The 20754-nt window shown below is 70.1% G+C and carries 12 protein-coding genes and 1 pseudogene; 6 read left to right on the top strand and 7 right to left on the bottom strand.

The window, feature by feature from the left end; all coding sequences use genetic code 11:
* The first annotated feature begins 66 nt into the window (after positions 1-66).
* Entirely contained in the window at positions 67-3372 is a 3306-nt protein-coding gene (locus WMF28_RS31665) for a hypothetical protein (protein ID WP_437597126.1), read from the top strand.
* Positions 3373-3543: 171 nt separating this feature from the next.
* Here WMF28_RS31665 and WMF28_RS31660 read toward each other — a convergent pair whose 3' ends face one another.
* Entirely contained in the window at positions 3544-6600 is a 3057-nt protein-coding gene (locus WMF28_RS31660) for an NAD(P)-binding protein (RefSeq protein ID WP_437597125.1), read from the bottom strand.
* 320 nt (positions 6601-6920) lie between these two features.
* Between WMF28_RS31660 and WMF28_RS31655 the strand changes: the two genes are divergently transcribed.
* On the top strand, positions 6921-7673 hold the full coding sequence (locus tag WMF28_RS31655; protein ID WP_437597123.1) for a dienelactone hydrolase family protein: 753 nt from the start codon (positions 6921-6923) through the stop codon (positions 7671-7673).
* 91 nt (positions 7674-7764) lie between these two features.
* On the opposite strand, the gene WMF28_RS31650 is transcribed toward WMF28_RS31655, so the two are convergent.
* The 6 genes from WMF28_RS31650 to WMF28_RS31625 form a co-directional block, all read right to left on the bottom strand.
* A complete protein-coding gene (locus WMF28_RS31650; protein WP_437597122.1) occupies positions 7765-8517 on the bottom strand; it encodes a ferritin-like domain-containing protein in 753 nt (250 codons plus the stop codon).
* A complete protein-coding gene (locus tag WMF28_RS31645) occupies positions 8514-9746 on the bottom strand; it encodes a hypothetical protein (RefSeq protein ID WP_437597121.1) in 1233 nt (410 codons plus the stop codon). Before WMF28_RS31645 ends, WMF28_RS31650 begins: the two co-directional genes overlap by 4 nt.
* 617 nt (positions 9747-10363) lie before the next feature.
* Positions 10364-13135 (bottom strand): beta-propeller fold lactonase family protein, encoded by a 2772-nt coding sequence (locus tag WMF28_RS31640; RefSeq protein ID WP_437597120.1) that lies wholly within the window; start codon positions 13133-13135, stop codon positions 10364-10366.
* A 63-nt stretch (positions 13136-13198) separates the two neighbouring features.
* A complete protein-coding gene (locus WMF28_RS31635; protein WP_437597118.1) occupies positions 13199-14914 on the bottom strand; it encodes an ATP-binding protein in 1716 nt (571 codons plus the stop codon).
* A gap of 319 nt (positions 14915-15233) precedes the next feature.
* A complete protein-coding gene (locus WMF28_RS31630; RefSeq protein ID WP_437597117.1) occupies positions 15234-15596 on the bottom strand; it encodes a hypothetical protein in 363 nt (120 codons plus the stop codon).
* 523 nt (positions 15597-16119) lie between these two features.
* On the bottom strand, positions 16120-16449 hold the full coding sequence (locus WMF28_RS31625; RefSeq protein WP_437597116.1) for a hypothetical protein: 330 nt from the start codon (positions 16447-16449) through the stop codon (positions 16120-16122).
* Between the two features lie 67 nt (positions 16450-16516).
* Between WMF28_RS31625 and WMF28_RS31620 the strand changes: the two are divergent.
* The 4 genes and pseudogenes from WMF28_RS31620 to WMF28_RS31605 form a co-directional block, all read left to right on the top strand.
* Positions 16517-16924 (top strand): annotated as a pseudogene (locus tag WMF28_RS31620) (Uma2 family endonuclease); the annotation flags it as partial.
* A gap of 904 nt (positions 16925-17828) precedes the next feature.
* On the top strand, positions 17829-18428 hold the full coding sequence (locus WMF28_RS31615; RefSeq protein ID WP_437597115.1) for a hypothetical protein: 600 nt from the start codon (positions 17829-17831) through the stop codon (positions 18426-18428).
* 328 nt (positions 18429-18756) lie between these two features.
* Positions 18757-20160 (top strand): SOS response-associated peptidase family protein, encoded by a 1404-nt coding sequence (locus tag WMF28_RS31610; RefSeq protein ID WP_437597114.1) that lies wholly within the window; start codon positions 18757-18759, stop codon positions 20158-20160.
* A 36-nt stretch (positions 20161-20196) separates the two neighbouring features.
* Positions 20197-20613: a 2-oxoglutarate and iron-dependent oxygenase domain-containing protein gene (locus WMF28_RS31605; protein WP_437604330.1), complete on the top strand. Its 417-nt coding sequence runs from the start codon at positions 20197-20199 to the stop codon at positions 20611-20613.
* The last annotated feature ends 141 nt before the right edge of the window (positions 20614-20754 follow it).

The following is a 20754-nucleotide window of genomic DNA, read 5'->3' as shown; positions in this document are numbered from 1 at the left end:
CTCCAGTGTCCACCGCTGTCGTGTCGCTTGATGAGCGCCGATGTCGCTCCTTGCCGAGGATCACGCATGACACGTTTCCTGAAGAATCTATCGAAGGCCTGGCTCTTGACGTGTGTCGTCGCCTGTCTTGAGATCAGGCCCGGTGGCGGGGCCGTCGAGCCTGATGGCGAGGGGGGCGACGGTTCGCCGAGCGGCAGCACGAGCAACGCTGCGACGGGGGGCGCGACAAGCGGCGGCGGCTCGTCGAACACGGGTGGTCGTGGCGGCGGCTCAACGGAAGGCGGCGGCGATGCCACCGGCGGCCAGACGAGCGCGGTAGGCGCTGGCGGCGACGCTGGAGCCGGCGGCGACACGGGAACCGGCGGCGACGCCGGCAGCGGCGGCGACGCCGGCAGCGGCGGCGACGCTGCCGGCGGCGGTGACGCTGCCGGCGGCGGTGACCTCGGCGCGGGTGGAGCCTCCTCGACGGGCGGCGCTTCGGCGACCGGCGGTGCCTCCGCGGCGGGTGGCGGCGCAGGAACGGGCGGCGCAGGCACCGGAGGCGGCGCAGGAACGGGCGGCGCAGGCACCGGAGGCGGCGCGGGAACGGGCGGCGCAGGCACCGGAGGCGGCGCGGGAACGGGCGGCGGCGCTGGGACCGGCGGCGGCGCGGGAGCGGGCGGCGCAGGCACCGGAGGCGGCGCGGGAGCGGGCGGCGCAGGCACCGGAGGCGGCGCGGGAGCGGGCGGCGCAGGCACCGGAGGCGGCGCGGGAACGGGCGGCGGCGCTGGGACCGGCGGCGGCGGCGACGAGCCCGTCTGCGGCAACATGACGATTGAACGCGGCGAAGCCTGCGACGACGGCAACCGCGTCGAAAACGATGGTTGCAACAGCGACTGCGTGACGAGGGCGGTGTGCGCCGGCTCCTCGAGGTCGTGCGCCAACAACGTAACCTGCTTCAACACGTGGCTCCTGAACGAGACGAACTGTCGCGCGAGCTGCTTCACCTCCCCGGTCGCTTCGTGCTGCCTCGAGGCGGACAATGGCACCCCCGGCTGCCCCCGTGAGTACCCCTTCTCGGTCAGCTACAGAACCGGACGAACCGGCGACCAGTACTGGAACGGGGCCGCGGCGGAGCTCGTGCCGGCCTGCGGCCCTGTCGTGATAACGTTTCGCGCCTCGGCTGCGCAGGTGAACCGCAAGTACGCCCGGTCCGAACTCTCCATCGTCCCGCGCTTCTCTGGCGAAGGACCGGCGGCCTCGCTCGTCGGAACCCGCTACAACGGCCCGAACGATGGCCACGTGGAGCCGGCCTTCGTGCAGGTCGATCGCCCGAATGCGACGCTGTGGGCAGCCTATGTCCTCAACGTGTGCAGCTCCTCGACCTGCACGGATTACGTGTCCGAAGTCGGCATCGAGTTTTCGTTCTCGGAGTTCGTGCCGGACGTCTTGAGCGAGAACCCCACCGCGCCGGAGTCGCCGCGCATCACAGGGAACGACGACGTCGTCCTGGTGAGCTATCGCGACGTCGTGGCGGGCAAAGGGGTCGCCGTGCTCACGGGCGGCCCCGTGCTGGCGCTCTCCGGTCGCTACTTCCTGGGTGAGCCTCAGGTGGTGCCCGGGTTCGCGCCGCTCCAGCTCTCCACGGCGGGCGCTGACGCGGAGCGGCCGGCGCTCGTCCGCGAAAATGATGTGGGCGAGACGCGAAAGAACACGCACGTCGTCTGGATCGAGGACCAGGCTTCGCTGCGGTACGCGCAGGTGAGCGACGACGGCGCCTTGCTCACGGGCGGCGAGCTGCACGCGGGCACCGGCCTCCACTCGGTGGAAATCGCGCAATACGACGTCGACAGGATCGTCGTCACGTTCATCGAGGAGGTCTCCGGCGTCGGTCGGCTGCGAGCGCTGCGGCTCGATTCGCTGGGGGCGGCGTCGGACGTCGTCGACGTCACGCAAGGCGAAGGCAACGTGACGGAGGCCACCTTGGCCGTGGCCGACGTCTCGTCAGGTGCCCCTGCCGTTGCGTGGATCGACAGCCGCCTCGGCCATGCGGCCCTCTACTACCAGCGCCTGCACGCTGACACGCTCCTGCCGTCCGGATCCGTGCAGCGCGTCGGTACCGAACAGGACCCCGCGGAGCCCGCGCTCCAGCTCCACGGCAATGTCCCGTTCGTCGTTTACACGGCCAGGGTCGGCGAGGGCCGGCGCCTCCATGCGTCGCGCCTCGTCGGCGGCGTTCCTCGGTCGTTCCCTGCGCCCCTCGAGGTCGCGTCGAGGCCCACGCTCCCGCACTTCCGCGCCAGGAAGCCCGACGAGCGCCCGCTCCTCGGCAACAACGACTACCTGCTCGGCTGGTCGGGGTCGCTCACCGAGGACACGGTGCGCATCGGTACTGGCTCGTTCCCGCCGATGTCGACGCCGAAGCTCGAAGAGGGGCTCTCGCTGGCGTGCGCCGGGCACAGCACGAAGGATCTGGACATGGCGGTCGTGGGCCGGATCCTCGTGAACAACCTCGGCAGCAGGCACGCCATCCCACGTGTCTTCGGCGCCTGGATCCAGGACGGCCGCGTCGTCGTCAAGCAGCTGGCTCAGTACCCGGTACGCACCACCCAACGATGTACGCCCGGCGCCAACTTCTGCACGAACGATCGAGAGGTCGCCTTGTGCGGCCCGGACGGGCACTCGAGCACACGTGTGAGGCTCTGCGAGCACCCCGAGGTTTGCTCGAGCTCCCTCGGCGGTTGCGCCTGCGCGCCGGGACCCGCCTGCGACGGCTCGGTGGCGACGACCTGCAACCACGACGGTACGTACGCGCCCGGGGGGATCGACTGCGCGGCCGCCGGTCAGCGCTGCTTCGAGGGCGCCTGCCGCGACGACTGGTATGCGGACGATTTCGAGACCACCGACGGCAGCGACTGGACGTTTGGCAAGGGGAGGGTGCAGCTCCACGTCACCGACGCCCACGCCGCGGAAGGCAGCCGCAGCCTCTACTATGACGGCGACAACGACCTCGCGTTCCGCTCGCTGGACGCGGCGCGCCCCACGCGGGTGAGCTTCTGGCTCCGCACCGCGACCGTGCTCGGCACCTACCATGCCGGCGTCGTGCTGCGCGGCGACACGGGCGGTCAGGTGGCATGGCTCGGCTTCCACAGCAGCAGGGTCGGCGTGGCTGCGCCGAGCGGCACCTTCCACGGCGTCACAGCCAGGGCCAACACGTGGTACCACATCGAGCTGCGCAACATCGACTGGACCACCAAGAGAGCCAGTCTGTACGTCGACGGCGCCCTCGTCGCCGCGGTCGGCTTCTACGCACCCCAGTCTTCCTCCATCCTGCAAATCGAGCTCGACAAGGCGAACGCAGGGATGTGGATCGACGACATCGAGATGGAGTGAGCTTGGTTCGCTGGCCGCCGGACGGCAGGCGCCTCGGCGGCACCGAGAGCCCCTTGGGCCGGGGCATGGTCGACGAGGACGGAGCCGCCCAGGCTCCCGGAGCGGCGGTCGGAGACAGGCGCCGAGCTGCGGGCATGGCTCTCGTGCCCACCCGGAGCTCGCCATGCCGTGTCAGAAAGCCGTGAGCCGCGCCGAGCTGCCGCCGTCGCGGGCCGCATTGAACACCTCGCGGCCCGACTCCATCACAAAGTCGAAATCGACCCACGCGGCCGCGAGGGCCTCCTGGCCGCCGGGAGCCAGGCCGAGCTCGGCCGAGAAGGGGTGGCTGTCGTGATCATCCCAGTCCACGCGCAGCGTGCCAGGGAGCGGACCGAAGCCGCGCAGCGCCGTGACCCTGGCCTTCGCCTCCACGATCGCCTGGTAGCAGGCGCGATCGGCGTGCTCGACGTCCCGGAACTGCTTCAGGAAGGCGAGCGTGACCTCGTTCGCGGCGAGGCGGCGCGAGATCGGCGTGAGCCACGGGGACAGCCCGCCGAGCGGCCCCGAGGCATCGAAGAACAGCCGGTCGACGGCGCGCGCGCGCGGCGGGATCGGGCCGGCGTCGCGCCGCGTGACCTCGAGGATCCGGCCAGGGCCGCCGCGCGCGTCTGGCGCGTGCCGCGCGATCACCTCGCCCACGACCGACAGCCGATCCAGCGCGTACCCGGTGCGGCGCACGTCGACGTCGACCACGCTCTTGGCGAAGCCGTAGATCTCGCGCCCCGCGGCCGCAGCGGCGCCGGTCGAGACGAAGACGTGCGGGAGGAACCAGACAAGGCGCTCTGGGATCAACCCGCCGCGACCGCGCCCGAGGGCCCAGGCCGGCACCCAGAAGGCGATGTCCGTCTCCGGCATGGTGCCGACGCGCCGGTGCTCGGGATCGCCCGAGAACGCGCGCCCCGCAAAGGCCGCGGCGAGGACGACGAAGGGAGCCGCCGGCACGTACCGGACGTGCCCGCGCGCAGGCACGTTCAGGTAACGGTCCAGCAGCGCGCGCAGCGCGCGCTGCTCGGCCCGCAGGACGAGCGCGGTCATCCACACGTCCTCCAGGACGTAGGGCGACCTCAGCGCCATCTCGCCTGGGCGGTCGACGTAGCGCGGGAGCTCGATCCGCGGCACAGCCCGCTGGCGCCGGACCTCGCCGAGGACCTCCACGGGCGCGCCGAGCGCCCGCGCCGCTTGCAGGCCGGACATCGTGGCGGCCTCGATGCAGCTGAGATCGTAGCCGGTCCGGGTCCAGTCGCCCGCGACGACGAGGCCCTCGAACCCCGTATCGTCGGGCGCGATGCGGTGCTTCTGCGAGCCAGGCACCGACAGCACGTAACGATCCGATGGGCTCGCGTTGACGCGCAGGTACTGCGCGCGCAAGCGCTCGGCGCCGGCGCGCCCCTCCGGATCGAACAGGGCGTCCCAGCGCACGCCGCCAGCGGCCTCCCGTCCGGCAGGCCAGATGTGCCCCAGGTCCTTCTCCAGGAAATCGAGCGCGGTGCGCTCCAGCGCGGCGAGGTCGTCCACGCGCGGATCGCCCGCCGCGACCGGATCGTCGCCATGGCCGAGCTGCCCGCACGCGTAGAGGATCCCCTGCACGCCCTCGCCGGCGCGCCAGCCCTCGACCGGAGCGAGGTGCGACATGTCGGCCCACGTCTCGAGCGGCACCCGGTAGGCGCCGACGACGGGCGCGTGCGCGCTCGTGCCGAGCCGACCGACGGGCTGGCTCACCCAGAGCTGCAACGAGACGGTGCGCACCGTCTTGACGTGCTCGATCATGCGCCGCCATCGCGGGCTCGCCTTGATGAGCTCGGGCGCGATCGACGGGAGCGCTCCGATCGAGATCCCGAGCAGGACGTGATCGAAGTGCGCGCCGCGCTCCAGGATGCGCTGCTCGACGTCGGGCCAGTCGCTCCAGAACGAGGCGAGGTTCTCCCCGCGGCGCGCGAGCTCCTCGCCCTCGACGAGCTGCTCGTAGAGCGGCGCCTCGGGCCAGCACGGGAGCCCGCCGACGTCGATGAGCGGGCGGTACTCGCCCGATCTCGGCGTGGCCTGCCGGCCGATGACCACCCGCTCGACGGCCCGCCGGTCGGCGGAGAGCTCGAGGCCGCGCACGCGGTGGAAGAACTCGAAGCGGACGCCTCGCCGCCGCAGCACCTCGTAGAGCGGCGAGAACACCGTCTCGCCCATGCCCGCGCGCATCTTGTAGAAGACGGCGCCGCGGTAGCACGTGAACATGCGCATCATCCCGAGGAGGGCGAGCCCGGCGCCGGCGCCGTCTCCGTCGCAGAAAGCGAGGTGGTAGAACGCGCGCACGAGGCCGCTCGATAGCGTCACTTCCGAGGCGCCGTGCCGACGGAGCCAGTCGCTGAACTCGATGTCGTCGAGCGCCTCGAAATCGGCGTCCGGTCCGACCAGGCCGTCGCGCAGGGCGCCCACGAGGACGGCGCCGAGGAAGTTGAAGACCACCCACAGGCGCCGGAGGCCGGGGTCGAGATCGACGTCGCGGCGCGCCGCGGTCCAGAGCCGCGCCATCAGCGCCCGCAGCCCCTCGGCGAGCGCGCGCGCGGCGGCGCCGAGGAGCAGCGGCGCGCCGGGGGCGAGCGCGGGCTCGAGGAGCCCTCGAAGCTGCGCAGCCGCGTCGTCGACGTCGGGGCGGCGGCCGCCGAGCTCGCCGAAGAAGGCGCGCGCGTAGATGAGCACCTGTCGCACGCCGGCGCGCAGGCTCTCGGCGAAGCTCGGCAGGGGGCGCCCGTCGCCCGGCCACTCGTCGGTCTGCGGGAACGAGACGCTCCAGTGCTCCCAGCCACGCGGGGTCTTCTCCTCGACGACGATCGCGCTGTGCTTGAGGAACGCCTCGCGCAGCGTGGCCATCGCCGCGCCGGCCGGGCGGCCGAGCTCGTCGTAGCACTTGCGGAGCAGGGTGAACGCGTTCTCGTAATAGCCGAGCCACAGGTGCAGGCCGTGCTCCTCGATCCGCCCGTGCATGGCGCGATTGCGCACGCTCGCGCCCTTGCCGCCGAGCAGCCAGCCCTCCTGGTAGACGGTGATCTCGTAGCGATCGCGCAGCGCCGGCGTCTCCGTCAAGGCGAAGGCCGCCGTGAGCGATGCCATCCCGCCGCCGAGCACGGCGATCCTCTCCCGCCGGGGCGCGGGGGCGATCGTCGGGCCTCCGGGGGACGGGTCGGTGAACGAGAACATGAGATCCAATCCTCTCTTCGGCCGAGGGGACGAACGGTGCGGCCGAGAGGATGGATGGTAGCCGAGAGGATGGATGGCAGCGGCGAGGAGAACGAGACCGCTCCGCTGAGAAACAAAGCCGCGACCCCGGCCAGGCGCGCGCTCCGGCCGACCGCGGCCCGGTCGGCTGCGCACCCCGCGCTGCGCCCTTGCGTCGAAGCGTGCTGCGGATCACTGGCCGAACGTCTGACCCAGGCTTGCGTCGAAATAGCTCGCCGGATCCCTGGTCGGGCTTCTGGCGGCTGAACCGAGAATGCTATCTCGGTCGAAAGGAACAGGACATGCCGCTACAATCACCCTCTCCCATCCACACCGAACGCCTCGACTACACAGCGGGCGAGACGATCTGCGAGGCGTACGTCGCGCACGACGCCTCCAGCGCCGCGAAGCGGCCCTGCGTGCTCATCGCCCACGCGTGGGCAGGGCAGAACGAGGCCATGCACGAGAAGGCCGTGGAGCTGGCCGGGCTGGGCTACCTCGGCTTCGCGCTCGACGTGTACGGCAAGGGCGTCCGCGGCGGCGAGATGGACGACAACTCCCGGCTCATGGCGCCCTTCGTGCAGGACCGCGGTCTTCTCCGCAGGCGCCTCCTGGCAGGCCTCGCCGCGGCCCGACAGCACCCGCTCGCCGACCCGGACCGCATCGCGGTGATCGGATACTGCTTCGGCGGGCTGTGCGCCCTCGACCTGGCGCGGAGCAGCCCGCCGGGCCTCAGGGGCGCGGTGAGCTTCCACGGCGTGCTCCACCCGCCGAACCTGGGACCGCAGGCGCCCATCACGACCAAGGTGCTCGTGCTCCACGGCTGGGAAGACCCGATGGCGCCGCCCGCCGACGTGCTCGCCCTCGCGCGCGAGCTCACCGAGGCCAGGGCCGACTGGCAGATCCACGCCTACGGCCACGCGATGCACGCCTTCACCTACCCGGGCGCGAACCTCCCGCAGGCAGGCCTCCAGTACGACGCCGCCGCCGCCAGGCGATCGTGGGCCGCGATGCGGAGCTTCCTCGAGGAGGTCCTCGAGCACCGGGCAGGCTGAAACGCCGCGCGGGCGCCGGGCACACCGGGAAACCCCGGCGCCCGGCGCCCACGCCGCGCAGGCCTCCCGGCCTGCGCGACGAGCCGTCGAATCAGCTCGACACCATGTTCGCGTGGTCGCCCTTCGCCCGGGCGAGCACGGATGCCTTGATCCAGGAGCGCACCATCGTGAGGTGGCGCGCCTCGGCGGCGCGCGCCGCCGCGAACTGGTTCAGGAGCTCCTGGTCGTTGAGGCCCTGGGACATCTCGATGAGCACGTCCCAGGCGTCGTTGTCCGTGAGCTCGGCGATCAACATCGCCTCCAGCGCGTCGGCCAGGTTCGTCCTCGGATCGGTGACGACCTTGATCAGGCCGCACGAGGCGACCCCGTGCACGTCGGCGAGCGGCGTCTCGGCCGTCGGGTCGGCGCCGAGCATCCGGATCACCGAGGCGACGAGGAGGAAGTGCTCCGACTCCTCTCTGTAAATCAGCTCGATCTCCTCGCGCGTCGGGCCGCCCTCGAACGAGCCGAGCGCGTCGAACTTGGCGAGCACGCCCTTCCATAGCCGGCTCCCCGCCCGCTCGAAGGCGAGGCGCTCGCCCAGCTTGTCGAGCAGGACGAGCGGCGCCTCGCCCTTCAGCGCCTGGAGCGCCGTCTTCATGGCGCCCTTCAGCGTGCCAGGCGGAGGCATCGTGCCGACCCGCTCCTCCCGCCGCGCGTAGTGGGCAATGACGCTGGCGATGGCCGAATCGTCGCCCGCGCTGCTCGGCGGCATGATCCGCGCGCCGACGACGAGCTCCTTCGAGTCCATCGGCGACATGTCCATTCCGGTGCGGTTCATCCCCGCGGTCGTCTCGGTCTTCATGCTGACCTCATCCTGTAAACCTTCGCGCCGTTACCGTTCGCGCCATTCGCCTGCCTGCCCTGCGCCGCCTGGACCGCGAGCTCGGTCCCGGGGACGTACACGTACCCCGCCGCCACCGTCTCCGACGGCGAGCCGGCCATGTTCAGCCGATCGCGGTAGGCGAGCGTCTGCGGCGACTCGGGCACCTGCCGCGGATCCACGATGCTCTTGCCGACGGCGCGCAGGTGCACCTCGCCCTGCAGCACGCGGCGGACGAACTCGCGGTGGCTCCGGAACTCGATGGGATCCGGCAGCTCCCTCGGCAGGATCTCCGCGGCGTCGCGCCCCTCGATCTCCTCGAAGAGGCGGCGCACGTGCTGGAGCTGGCCGAGCTCGTAATCGACGAACCGCTCCCAGATCGCCTTGATGCGCGGGTTCGACTCGGACTGGGCACAGCTATGGTAGTTGTAGACCTCGGCCGCCTCGTGCAGCAGCCACTTCTCGAGCCAGGTCTCGTTCGGGTCGATGATCGACTCGTACTGCGTGACGTGCTGCTCCTCGATGGAGGCGATCTCCGCGTAGAGCTGCCGCGCCATGGGGTCGGCGAAGGTCGGCCCGACGTTCATGTAATAGTCGTGCGTCTGGTGCTCGGCCGCCATGATCGTGAGCGCGTGCAGCTTGGTGAGCGGCGCCGCCGTCGTCCGATCGTACGGGGCCCGCAGGTCGTCGTCGGGGTGACGGTGCTCGACGCTCGTGGGCCTGCCGGGGCAGACGTCCGTGTAGCACTGCAGGATGTTGTTCGAGTCCTTGCCGTGCACCCGGTCCATGAGCGCCGAGTAGCGGTACAGGTGGTCGAAGTCCTCGAGCATCCCGAACCGGTAGACCTGCGCCATGTACTCGTCAGGCTCGCGCATCGCGACCGACGCGGTGACCTCGATCGCCACCTGCTCGAAGCCGATGGTGGTCTCGAGCACGGACAGATCGCCCGGCAGGAGCCAGTTCACCATCGTCTGCTGGTGCTGCTCGACGCGGCGAATGAGGGCGAGCTCCCGCTGGAGCGGGCCGTTCATGCGAGCACAGGCGTGCGAGAAGCGCACCGCCTCCGACTCGATGCCGTTCATCAAGATGATCCGGACGCGGGTGAACGCGTCATCGTTCAGCTTGCTGGACGGGATGCTGACCATCTCGCGCCAGTCGAACTGCTGCTTGTCCAGCGGTGTGCCCCGCTCGTTCAACAAATCAAGTGCCACCTTGACCTCCAGTCTCCGGGGTGGGTGCAAGGGGCGCTCCACGGGGGAACGCCCCGCCTGTTCGCGAGGGCCGAGCGCCGCGATGGGGCACCTGGCCACATCTGTCGCAAATCGCCTGAGCGCTGCTTGCCTCCAGCGCTCACGACGCGCGCGTAGCACGTGTTGATGAAGTCCGAGATCGCCGCGGTGCCGAGCAGGAACGAGGGCTCCTCTTCGTGGCCCTGCCCCAGCAGCGACTCGAAACGCAGCATGACGTGGCTCTACGCAACCGGCATGCCCTGCGGGCTCAGCGGGATTGACGTGCGGGCGCAGCGCGATCGACGTGCGGGCTCAGCGGGGACTGGAGCGGATAGGACAAGCAAACGCGTTCCGCAAAGTCAAGATTCTCGGAGCCGTTCCTGACTCGTGCAGTCCGACGGTACGAGCTCATTGACAGAACGGGCCTTATGCGATCAGGCAGGTCTTCCACGCCTGAAACGCCTGGGATTACCGCGACGTAGCACCAAGCGGAAGGCATCCTACCGTATAGCTGTACCCTACTGGCCATCTTCGTCGAGGGGCGGCTCGTCCGGCGGCGGGTCGCGGGCCCGCCCCGCAATCCCTCCGTCAACGCTCCGTCACGGGACGCTCGCCGGATCGGCCGGGTCGCTGCCCGCGTCCCGCTCGTCCCCGTCGCGGAAGCCGTCGCCGTCGCGATCGATGCCGATCCGCTCCCCCGATCCGGGCGGCACGCACGTATACGTCAGCTCGCCGCGGTGCCCCCGGGGGAGCTGACGGAGCTCGGTGTCCCACCGCCGCGGCTCGCGCGCGCGGTCGGGCTCGAACCGGCCATTCCCGGTGTACAGAAAGCCCAGCTCCTCGCCGTGGGACCAGCCCTTCACCACGAGATCGCAGTCGCCGGCGTTGGCGCGCGCGATGAGCAGCGCGATGCGTGGACTGGCCACCGCCGCGTTCGATGACGTGAGCGTGATCTGCTGGCCGACGATCGGCTTCAGGTTCGATTCCAGCGCGAGCATGTACGCTGCCACCTGGTGCTTCAGGAGGTCCCCCTCGGGGCCGATGGGGAAGCCGCCGGGGTTCTCCGGGATCTGGACGAAATCGGAAAACGAGTTGAACCGGAAGAGCGTATCGACCCCGCCGTCGTGGAGGAAACCGAAGCCGCGGACCTGGTCGCCCATGGGGTCGTTGGAGCCGCCGAACGGGAACACGAACGACTCCGCCATGCCGAACATCCCGATCTTCTGGTACTGATTGCGCAGGTGCGGGACCTTGAAGACCTGGGACTCGTTGGCGTTGGCCGAGCCGCCGTCGCTGCCGAAGAAGCCAGGCGCGAAGTCGTCCGGGTTGGCGCCGGGGTCGACGTCGTGGCACCCGATGCACGATTCGCCGAGGATGCTCGAGACGGGCCCCCCGAAGAAGTCGCGCCCCGCGCGCTGATCGGGCGTGAGCGAGTCGTCGAGCGCCCGGATGGGGTTGGGCGGATAGGTGACCTGGAGGATGAAGTCCGTGAAGGCCTCCATGTCCTCCTCCGAGATCGGCTCGTCGCGCCCCAGAAGATCGACGAATGACGCCCGGAACTTCTGGAACGCCGCCCGCTCGTCGAACACCCCGCTGTCCGGCTGGGAGGTGGGGGCGTCATGGCCGCCGGTCCGGTCGCCGCGCCAGTGCATCGGCCCGTGGTTGGCCATGCCGCGCAGGCTCTGCGTCGTCATCGGCCCCTTCATCGGATGGAGGGTCGGGTCCTGGCCGAAGAGATCGGTGCAGAACGGCCCCGGGTTCACCAGCGCGGTGCCGTCCGGGTTCCCGAGATCCCACGCGAGGCTGTCGAAGTCGCCGAAGATATGGCAGCTCGCGCAGGACGAGTCGCCGTGGCTCGAGCTCAGCGACGCGTCGTAGAGGAAGCGGCGCCCCCGGACGACGCTCGGGGGCTCGGGGTTGTGCATCGGCACGTGCGCGACCTCGCGGCGGGTCCGCGTGTTGATGACGGAGATCGCGTTGTCGAAGCGCGTGAGCACGTAGAGCCGCTGCCTGTCCTCGTCGAGCACGAGGCCGGTCGGGCCGCCCCCGGGGACGTGGATCTGGCTCGACCGGCTCGGCACGAACGTGCCCTTCTCGAGCTGCCTGGTGTCGAAGACGCCGATCTTGTCCGAGCCGAGCGCCGCGACATACAGGGTCGCGCCGTCGCGCGTCACGGCCATCCCCGTCGGCTGCGCGAGGCTCTTCGCGTTCTCGCCGTTCGAGACCGGCGCGCAGCAGGCGTCGTAGTCGATGTGCTTGTTGAGGTGCCTCGGGACGACGCCGCCCGGGCCGAGGACGGTGATCCGGCTCTCGTGCAGGTGGCCCCGCACGCTGTGGCCGGCGAAGAGGCCCGGCCCCTCGAAGCGCTCCTCGTTGCGGGCGTCGGTGTTGGACACATACACCTTCCCGCTCACCGGGTTCACGACCATGTTGAACAGGATGGTCCCCACGCCCGTGAAGAAGCCGCCTGGCCCGTCCACCTGGCGCGGCGGATTGGCGAGCGCGTCGATCACGAAGACGTCCTTGTCGGGCAGCGTGAAGCGCACCGCGCCGTCCCAGTCACGACCGAGCTCGTCGACCCAGTGGGCCCCGTCGAACTTGAGGATGAGCCCGACCTCGGGCTGGGGAATGCCCTCGAAATTGGTGTTGGGCCAGGGCAATCCGCCCTCCGCCTCGCCGCCGTTCGGCACGAGGCTCTCGTCGATGCTGGTCGTGCGGTTCCCCGAGTGGAAGGCGGCGGCATAGACGCGGCTGCCGTCCGGCGTCACCGCGAGCGCGCGCGGCGTATCGCTGAACAGCGTCACGATGGAGAGCGGCGTGCCGCCGAGCGACGTCCCGAGGTGGTCGGCGTCGAACACCCAGACGTCCGCCCGCCCGACGCCGGGCGTCGTGAGCTGCGGATCGAAGGGGATGTTCTGGCCGCGGTGGGCCGTGGTGATGAAGGCGCGCGAGCGCCCCCGCCCGGCGAACACGATGTCGCGCGGCTCGTCGCCCACGAGCAGCGTGCGAACGACGCGCGCCTTTTCCTCGTCTCGAACGTCGACGACGCTCACGCTGTCGGACAGGTGGTTCACCACCCAGACTTCGTCGTCACCGCGGGCGGCCACGGCGACCGGCTCGAGGCCCACGGGCACAGACGCCTTGAGCCGCAGACGATCCGCCTGGACGCGGAAGATCTCCAGCCGGTTGTCGGGCGTGTTCACCGCGAAGAGCAGCTTGCCGTCCCTCGACAGGGCCATCGGGCGGACCTGGCCCGATTCGAAGGTCGTGAACGGCGTGGCGGCCGCCGCGGGGAGAGCGGCAGCGAGAAGAGCGGCTGTAGCACCGGTGCATACAGCCAGGATGCGGCGCAGGCAGCATGCGGGCAGCATTTTTTGAACGTACGTGAAGTGCTGTTTTCCACAACGAAAAAACGCGCGTTCACGTGGCGCCGTTCACGGGGGGCCGCTGTCGAGGTGCCGGCCGACGAATTCTTCAATGGCTTCCAGCCGGAAGTCCCTGGCGAGCTTGCGCAGGTGCCTGGTGAACGGCGCGTTCGCAGGGCTCGCCTGATCGAGCCTGTCGGCGTATTTCTGGATCTGGTTGACGAGCCCTCTGCGCGCGAGATCGCGCAAGGCCTTGAGATCCTCGACGGGGGGCAGGGGGACATCCGCGGGGGCGACCGCAGGGGTCACCCCCGGGTCGGGCCTGGGCTCCGCCTCCTCGCGCGCGCCGCCCTGCCGCTCGTGGATCCACGCCAGCGAGAGGTATCGCTGAACCTTCTCGAGGAGCTCATCCATCTGCAGCGGCTTGGCGATGAAGTCGTTGGCGCCTGCTTCCAGGCTCTTGTCCTGGTCGGTGATGAAGGCGCTGGCGGACGACGCGATCAGGATCGAATCCGCGCGCTCTGGCATCTTCCGGACGCGGCGCATCATCTCCCAGCCGTCGAGCACGGGCATCGAGATGTCGGTGATGATCAGGTCGAACGCCTCGCTCGCGATCCTGTCGAGGCCCTCCTGGCCGTCGCTCGCCTCCGTCACCGCGAACCCGAGGGGCTCCAGCATGTTGACGATCACGGCGCCGTTGTCCCGCTTGTCGTCCACCACGAGGAGCTTCCGCCGCGCGCCCTCGTAGCCGACGATCCGACCCTGCTCCGTGAGCCTCGCCTTGTCGATCCAGTTCGGCGCCTCGGCGAGCGTCAGGTCCATCCAGAAGACGCTGTCCTTGTCGAGCTCGCTCCTGACCTGGATGGAGCTGCCCATCAGCGCGACGATCCGCTGGCTGATGGCCAGCCCGAGCCCGGTGCCCTCGCCGTGACGCTTCTTGTCGCCGACCTGCTTGAAGGGCAAGAAGATCTGGTCGAGGTGCTCGGCGCTGATCCCGCTGCCCGTATCCTCGATCTCGAAGCGAATCGTGCGCTTGCCGGTCCGCGATTCGCGGCCCGCGCCGTCGTCCGGGAGGCCCTCGCGCGCGCCGTCCTGCACCTCCGCGACCGTGAAGGTGACGCGGCCCCGCTCGGTGAACTTGATGGCGTTGCCGAGCAGGTTGAGCAGGATCTGGCGCATGCGCCGCTGGTCGGCGCGCACGCCCGCGGGCAGCGCGGGGCCGGGCCTGTAGACGAACTCGATCCCCTTCTGCTCCGCGCGGATCCGGCAGATCTCGACCGTCGCGCGCAGGAATGACGGGAAGTCGAAATCGTTGGGGTGGAGATCCATCGTCCGCGACTCGATCCTCGCCAGGTCGAGGACGTCGTTGATGAGGGTCATCAGGTGGGCGCCGGACTCGGAGATGACGTCGACGCCGCGCTGGTCCTGCTCACCCAGGCGCGTGGAGCGCCTCAGGATCTGGGCGTACCCGAGGATGCCGTTCAGCGGTGTCCGCAGCTCGTGGCTCATGTTGGCGAGGAAGTCGCTCTTCGCACGGTTGGCCGCGTCCGCGGCGACCTTGGCCTCCTTGAGCTCGGCGGTGCGCTGCTCGACGCGCTGCTCGAGCTCCTCGTTCGTCTTCTCCAGGGCGGCGAACGACGCGCGGAGCTGCTGCGCCATGGCGTTGAGCGCGTCGCCGATGTGCACGAACTCCCGGGTGCCCGACGCCTCGAAGCGTTGATCGAGGTCGCCGCCCCGGATGCGCTCCGCCGCCGTGACCAGCTTCCGCACGGAGGGCAAGGTCACGCGGCGGATAGGACAAGCAAACGCGTTCCGCAAAGTCAAGATTCTCGGAGCCGTTCCTGACTCGTGCAGTCCGACGGTACGAGCTCATTGACAGAACGGGCCTTATGCGATCAGGCAGGTCTTCCACGCCTGAAACGCCTGGGATTACCGCGACGTAGCACCAAGCGGAAGGCATCCTACCGTATAGCTGTACCCTACTGAGCTCGTCCAAACGGCCGCCGTCGCGGTTCGCGGCGCGTCGTGATGGCCGGCGCACGCACCTCAGGGCAGACTTCCCCCCGGCCACGTCGTCGAGCAGCGTCCCTCTCTGTCAGTTTCGTCACGCGGGGTCCGCCGGGTACCGCGCGCGGCACTCCAGCGGCTCGGCGAACAGACCGAGGTGGCTCAAGATCTTCCTCGCCGTCGCCTTATCCGTGATCGCGGCCATGAGTCGCATCCGTCCGCTGCATCGCGGGCACGCGAGAACATCTACGGCGTAAGTCCGCCGCAAAAGCTTCGCCCATTCGACGCGAGGCGACGTCGCCAGAAGGAGCCCATCCAGCAGCCGATCAAGGTGCCGGACCGAGATTCCCTCCGACACGAATCCAACATCAGCCCACGGCAGCACAGCGCCCAGCGCAGTCGACACCCGCTCGCGCTCGACCTCGCCATGCACCATCGTCAGCAGCGCCCCAACCGCCACGTCCCGAGTGGGTAGCTCCATCTGGTGAGAGGCCGTGCCGCGCCCAGGCGATCGCCGTCGGGCTCCCAGTACTTCTTCACGAACGCCGCGGCGGCCACGCCTCGCGCACGGCGATATCGTACGGAATGTTCAGCGGGTTGTCGGTCCGCCCCGTCTCGGCGGCGACCTAGACCCAGCGCTCGAAGTCCTTCCCCTGCTTTGCCATGATGACTGCTTGACCCCTCCTCCTGCGTCCCGTGCCCCTCGGGGCACGGCGCGAAGCGTCGAGGATGAGCTCGTTCGTGGAGACGTCCAGCACGGAACAGCGTCTGGACGCGGGTGGGGGGACCCGGGAGGCGAGGCCGAGGGGTGGGATGTCCAGATGGGCCGGGGGATGTCCAGATGGGCCGGGGGGATGTCCAGATGAGCGGCCGGCATGTCCAGATGGGCGAGGGGGCTGTCCAGATGAGCCGGAGGGATGTCCAGATGGACTTCGAGTAGGGAAGGGGTAGGAGCGCCGACGAGCAACCGGTCGAGAGCTCGCTCAGCCCCGCTCTACCAGAAACAGAATCTCCTTCGCCTTCGGATCGTCCGCCGCGAGCTCCTGCTCCCACATCCCCAGCGCCACAGGCCTCGCCCAGACGAGGCTGAGCCCCGCCTGGCCGCACATCGCCGCGACGTCCTCGCGCGTGTAGCGCCGGTCGCGGACGATGTACTCGCCCGGAGGCCGACCGTCGCCTTCGAACTGCTCCTTGCGGTAGACGATGCCCGCCTCTTCGTCGAGGTGGAACAGCTCTGGTTTGAAGATGTTGCCGGTCTGCTGCATGACCCGGCTCGGCGGCAGCTCCTGGAGCAGGCGCGGGTTGTCCTCCACGGCGCGCCGCCCCGGCCCTGCTCCTCACCGCCTTGCCTCGCCGCCCGCCCCCGGGCAGGCTTCGTCCATGGGCCAGCCCGCCGAGCAGCAGCGGCGCGCCACGTACGCCGACCTCGAGGCCGTCCCGCCGAACAAGGTGGCGGAGATCATCGGGGGCACCCTGCACGTGGTCCCCCGGCCGGCGCCGCGGCACGCGAATGCTGCGGGTGCTCTGCAAGGAGAGCTCTTCGGCCCCTTCCACCGCGGGCGCGGCGGTCCGGGCGGGGGGTGGATCCTTCCGGAGCCCGAGCTCCATTTCCCCGACCCGCACGCGCCGGGCGAGATCGACGCGCTCGTGCCCGACCTCGCCGGCTGGCGCCGCGAACGCATGCCCGAACTGCCCGACACGGCGTACTTCGCGCTCGCCCCGGACTGGATCTGCGAGGTGCTGAGCCCGTCGACGGAGGACGTCGACCGCGACGAGAAGATGCCAATCAGTCTCCCGATCTCCCGGCTGACCGCCGGGCACAGGTGAGCTTCATCGCGTGGACCCGCACAGGGGTCCGGGCGAGCGCTCGAGCGCCGGGTGGCCGTCACGGGCGGGGCGCTCGCGACGCGAGCAGGCGCCGCGCCTCCTCGGGAGTCAGCGGTCCGAAGATCACCTTGCTCCCCTCCCGTCGGATCGGCTTCTCCGTCGATGCGAGCCCTATCCGCGCGTCAAGCTCGCGCTTCTGCTCCGGAGGGAGGCGCGATGCACGGCTATCGTGCCGGTCCCCGCCGCGCCCGCTCTCCCGAGCATCAACACGCCCCTCGGGCGACGGCGCGCCGCGCGCGGCCTTGGTGCTCCCCCGGCGCTGTCGACGCGCGGCCAGGTCTTCACGGCCTGGCGAACCGCAGCGCGCGGAGCTTTCTGCAGGACGCCCCGCACGGCGGGCGAGGAGTCGGGCCGCGTCGCGAGGAGGCGGGCGCGCGTCGCTGCGTCGCCCGCCTTCACCTTCGCAGGCGCGGATCTCCCCCGAGCGGCCGGGGGGGGCGGCGAGGGCACACGGGGCGCGCTCCGCGTCGGGGATGCCGCCGGGCGTGGCGCGGCTGCCTTGCGGGGGGCAAAGACTCCCTCGCCGGCGATGAACTGCCGATATGCCGTGTCGTCCGTGTGATGACCAGTGAACGTGTTTTTTTTTTTTTTTTTGACATGCTCTCACGCGCACTTCGGCGTGCCGGATGCCGCGTTAATCCATGGAGCTCCAGAATCAACAGATAGAAGAGGCAGTGACGGCGGCGGGCGCCGAGGGCATGGTCATCACGTGAAGCGCGCCCCCTTGACCTGGCGTGCGCCGCCGCGTAACCATCGCCTTCGATGGCTCCCGAGTGGAGCGTGGGTTCTCTAGGAGGAGATGGTCATGCAGATGTATTACTTGATCCCGCTCGTGTTGATGGCGGCCGCTTTCGCGTACTCGATGCACGTCCGCAAGAAGGCCATGGCCGAGGCCGCCAGCATGACCCCGGAGCAGAACGAGCAAAGATTCAGCGACCTCTACGCCCCGTATTACGAGCTCCAGCCCGGCGAGCGCATCATTGGCAACTGGAGCGGAGTCGAGTACCAGGTGCCCGCCGGCACGGCCCGCCGCATCGCCGGCGGAGCCCTCAACGCCGCATCTGCCGCCATGATCGGCGTCTCCAGCTACGTTCCCAACGTCCACGTCGGCCTCACCAGCAGCGGCCGCGTCCTCGTCTCTCGCGAGTACAGCGACTTCGGCAAACGCGGCAACTACAAGCACCACGCCGCCCTCGATCAGGGCACCCGCGCCTTCAACCAAGACGCGACGTATCCCGGCCAAGACATCGGCTCCCGCCCCGGCAACCCCTTCAACCCTCTCGTGGGCCTCGAGTTCATCCAGCTCCGTTCGCCGAGCGGCGACACATACGAAGCGTGGCTGTCCCCGCAGGGCACCCGCCCCGGCCAGCACGGATTCAGCTCGATTTTGCAGTCGCTCGGTTGAGCGCAGCGAGCGGGGCGACGCTGACCAAACCACTCCTCCCTGCCAGCTTGCAGCCTCATGGGGCCACCTGACGGCGTTTTTTGCACGGCCATGGGGCCACCCCAAACGCAGGAGGATGGGGCCACCCGCGCGGGGGCGTGACCCAGTTTTTTGCAAGGTCATGGGCCAGCTTCCGAGGTTTTTTGCAGCCTCACGGGGCCAGCTCCTCGCGGCGCTGGGATTGCTGCTCGGTCGCCCGAAGCGCCGCCCGCGCTGAGCGCATGCGTCGCAGACGGGGAGCCGCAAAAATTTCGCCGGCCGCAGCCAGCAGTGAACGCGCCGTCACGACGTGACGCGCCGCCGGCACACCACTCGTCCACGCCACGCTGACGCTCGCGCGGAGGATCTCGAACACGAGCCATTGTGGCGTGGCGCGCTCGAGCGCTATCGTTGCTTTGTGTCAGCGACCGGTTGGCGAGAGTTCAAGGCCGAGGGGAAGAAGACGATGAACCTCCGGGCTCACGCGACCGTCGTCGCGATGGCATGGCTGGCCGCGTGCAGCAGCGGCTCGAGCGAGCCGCCTCTGCCAGCGCCGTCGGGCGGGGCAAGCGGTATGTCGGCGGCCGACGCCTCATCCGTGGCAGGAGGGTCGAGCGGGAGCGCAGCACAAGCAGGTGCTGCGGGAGGGAGCGGCGGCGCTGCGGCTGTCGCGGGCTCGGCCGGCGCGGCCGGCACCTCGAACGCTGGGGGCGCCGCCGGAGCCGGTGGTGCGAGCGCGGGGGCGGGCGGTGCCGGCGCGTGCCCGGCGGGCTCGACGCAGCTGTCGCCGTGGCCCGGCAAGGCCGAGGTCCGCACGCTCGACAGGGAGGACGCGTTCGAGCGCGATCTGAGCGGGCTGACCTACGAGGCGCCCGGAGTGCTGTGGGCGACCGACAACCTCTCCGCCAAGCTGTTTCGGTTGCTGAAGAGCGGAGGGAGCTACGCGCCGGACACGTCCAAGGACTGGGCCTCCGGCAAACGGCTGCACTACCCGAACGGCAAGGGCACGCCCGACGCGGAGGGCGTGACGTTCGCCGCCACGAGCGCCGCGGGCGTCTACGTGTGCGCCGAGCGCGACGCGGACGATTCTTCCGTGAGCCGGCTGTCCGTGTTGCGCTACGACGTGACGGCCGCCGGAGCGACGCTGACCGCGACTCACGAATGGAACCTCACCGCGCTCTTGCCCGAGGTCGGCGCGAACGCGGGTCTGGAAGCGATCACTTGGGCGGCTGACAGCTTGCTCACGGCGCACCGCTTCTTCGACGAGAGCAAGGCCCGAGCTTACGTCCCGAGCGACTACGGCGAGCACGGCGCCGGCCTGTTTCTGGTGGGCGTGGAACAGACCGGCAAGGTGTACGCTTTCGCGCTGAACCACGAGAGCGGCGCGGCCACCCTGGTGGCCAGCATCTCGACGCCGCTCGGGGGCGTGATGGGGCTCGAGCTCGACCGTGACACCGGGAGGTTGTGGGCTTACTGCGACGACACGTGCGACAACCAATCCGCCGTGCTCGGTATCGACGACGCGCTCGGGCGCTTCGTGCTGGAGCGGCGTTTCACGCACCCCGGCGGGCTGCCGGACTCCAACAACGAAGGCATCGCGCTCGCGCCGGACGCGGAGTGCAGCGGCGGCGTCAAGCCGTTCTTCTGGACCGACGACGCCGACGCCGACGGCTTTTCGGTGCGCGAAGGCTCGCTCGCTTGCGGTTGCCTCTAGAGTTGCCGGTTGTCGGGGCGCCTCGGATCGGTGACTATGCGCGCGCGAGTGGCCAGCGCGGTGGCAGCGGCGTGCGAAACGAGCGGGTTCTTGCAGGTCGTCGGACACGGGATCCCCGAGTCGATGATCGCCGCGATGCGCGCCGCGAGCGACGAGTTCGTCGCGCTACCGCTCGATCGCAAGCTCTTGGTGCGGCCGGCGCATCCCGGGATCAACCGCGGGTATGCGGCGCGGGGGACCGAAGCGTTGAGCTACAGCCTCGGAATCGAGGCGCCTTCGCCCGATCTCTTCGAGGCCTTGGTCCTCCCGCAGGGCCGCTCGGCTATCTCCAGCTCGAATCGTGGTCAGCTTTCCGGATTCGTCACGCGGTGTGACCTCCGTGTGCCCCGACGCCAGGGCACGGGGCTCCCTCTGCGAGGCCCGCGTGGGCGAGGAGCTCCCGGGCGTCGATGACGACGGCGGCCTAGCGGATCCAGCGGTCCAGCTCGGCGAGGTCGGTGCTCGCGAGGACGCGCTCCCGCGCTGCCGCGGGCTGCGGATGCCGCCCATGGTCGCCGCGCTGCATCGTGTAGTCGAAGGCCTATGTTTCCGGAG

Origin of the sequence: Sorangium sp. So ce590 (genome assembly GCF_051521365.1) — a bacterium.
GTDB lineage: Bacteria > Myxococcota_A > Polyangia > Polyangiales > Polyangiaceae > Sorangium.
Note: the sequence above shows the minus strand (reverse complement) of the source record. Positions and strands in the feature narration are given on the sequence as shown.

Excerpts from the sequence above, each read along its gene's own strand:
- WMF28_RS31615 (WP_437597115.1), top strand. The coding sequence starts at position 17,829 with ATGCAGATGTATTACTTGATCCCGCTCGTGTTGATGGCGGCCGCTTTC.
- WMF28_RS31605 (WP_437604330.1), top strand. The coding sequence starts at position 20,197 with ATGCGCGCGCGAGTGGCCAGCGCGGTGGCAGCGGCGTGCGAAACGAGC.
- WMF28_RS31650 (WP_437597122.1), bottom strand. The coding sequence starts at position 8,517 with ATGAAGACCGAGACGACCGCGGGGATGAACCGCACCGGAATGGACATG.
- WMF28_RS31655 (WP_437597123.1), top strand. The coding sequence starts at position 6,921 with ATGCCGCTACAATCACCCTCTCCCATCCACACCGAACGCCTCGACTAC.
- WMF28_RS31640 (WP_437597120.1), bottom strand. The coding sequence starts at position 13,135 with ATGCTGCCCGCATGCTGCCTGCGCCGCATCCTGGCTGTATGCACCGGT.
- WMF28_RS31660 (WP_437597125.1), bottom strand. The coding sequence starts at position 6,600 with ATGTTCTCGTTCACCGACCCGTCCCCCGGAGGCCCGACGATCGCCCCC.
- WMF28_RS31665 (WP_437597126.1), top strand. The coding sequence starts at position 67 with ATGACACGTTTCCTGAAGAATCTATCGAAGGCCTGGCTCTTGACGTGT.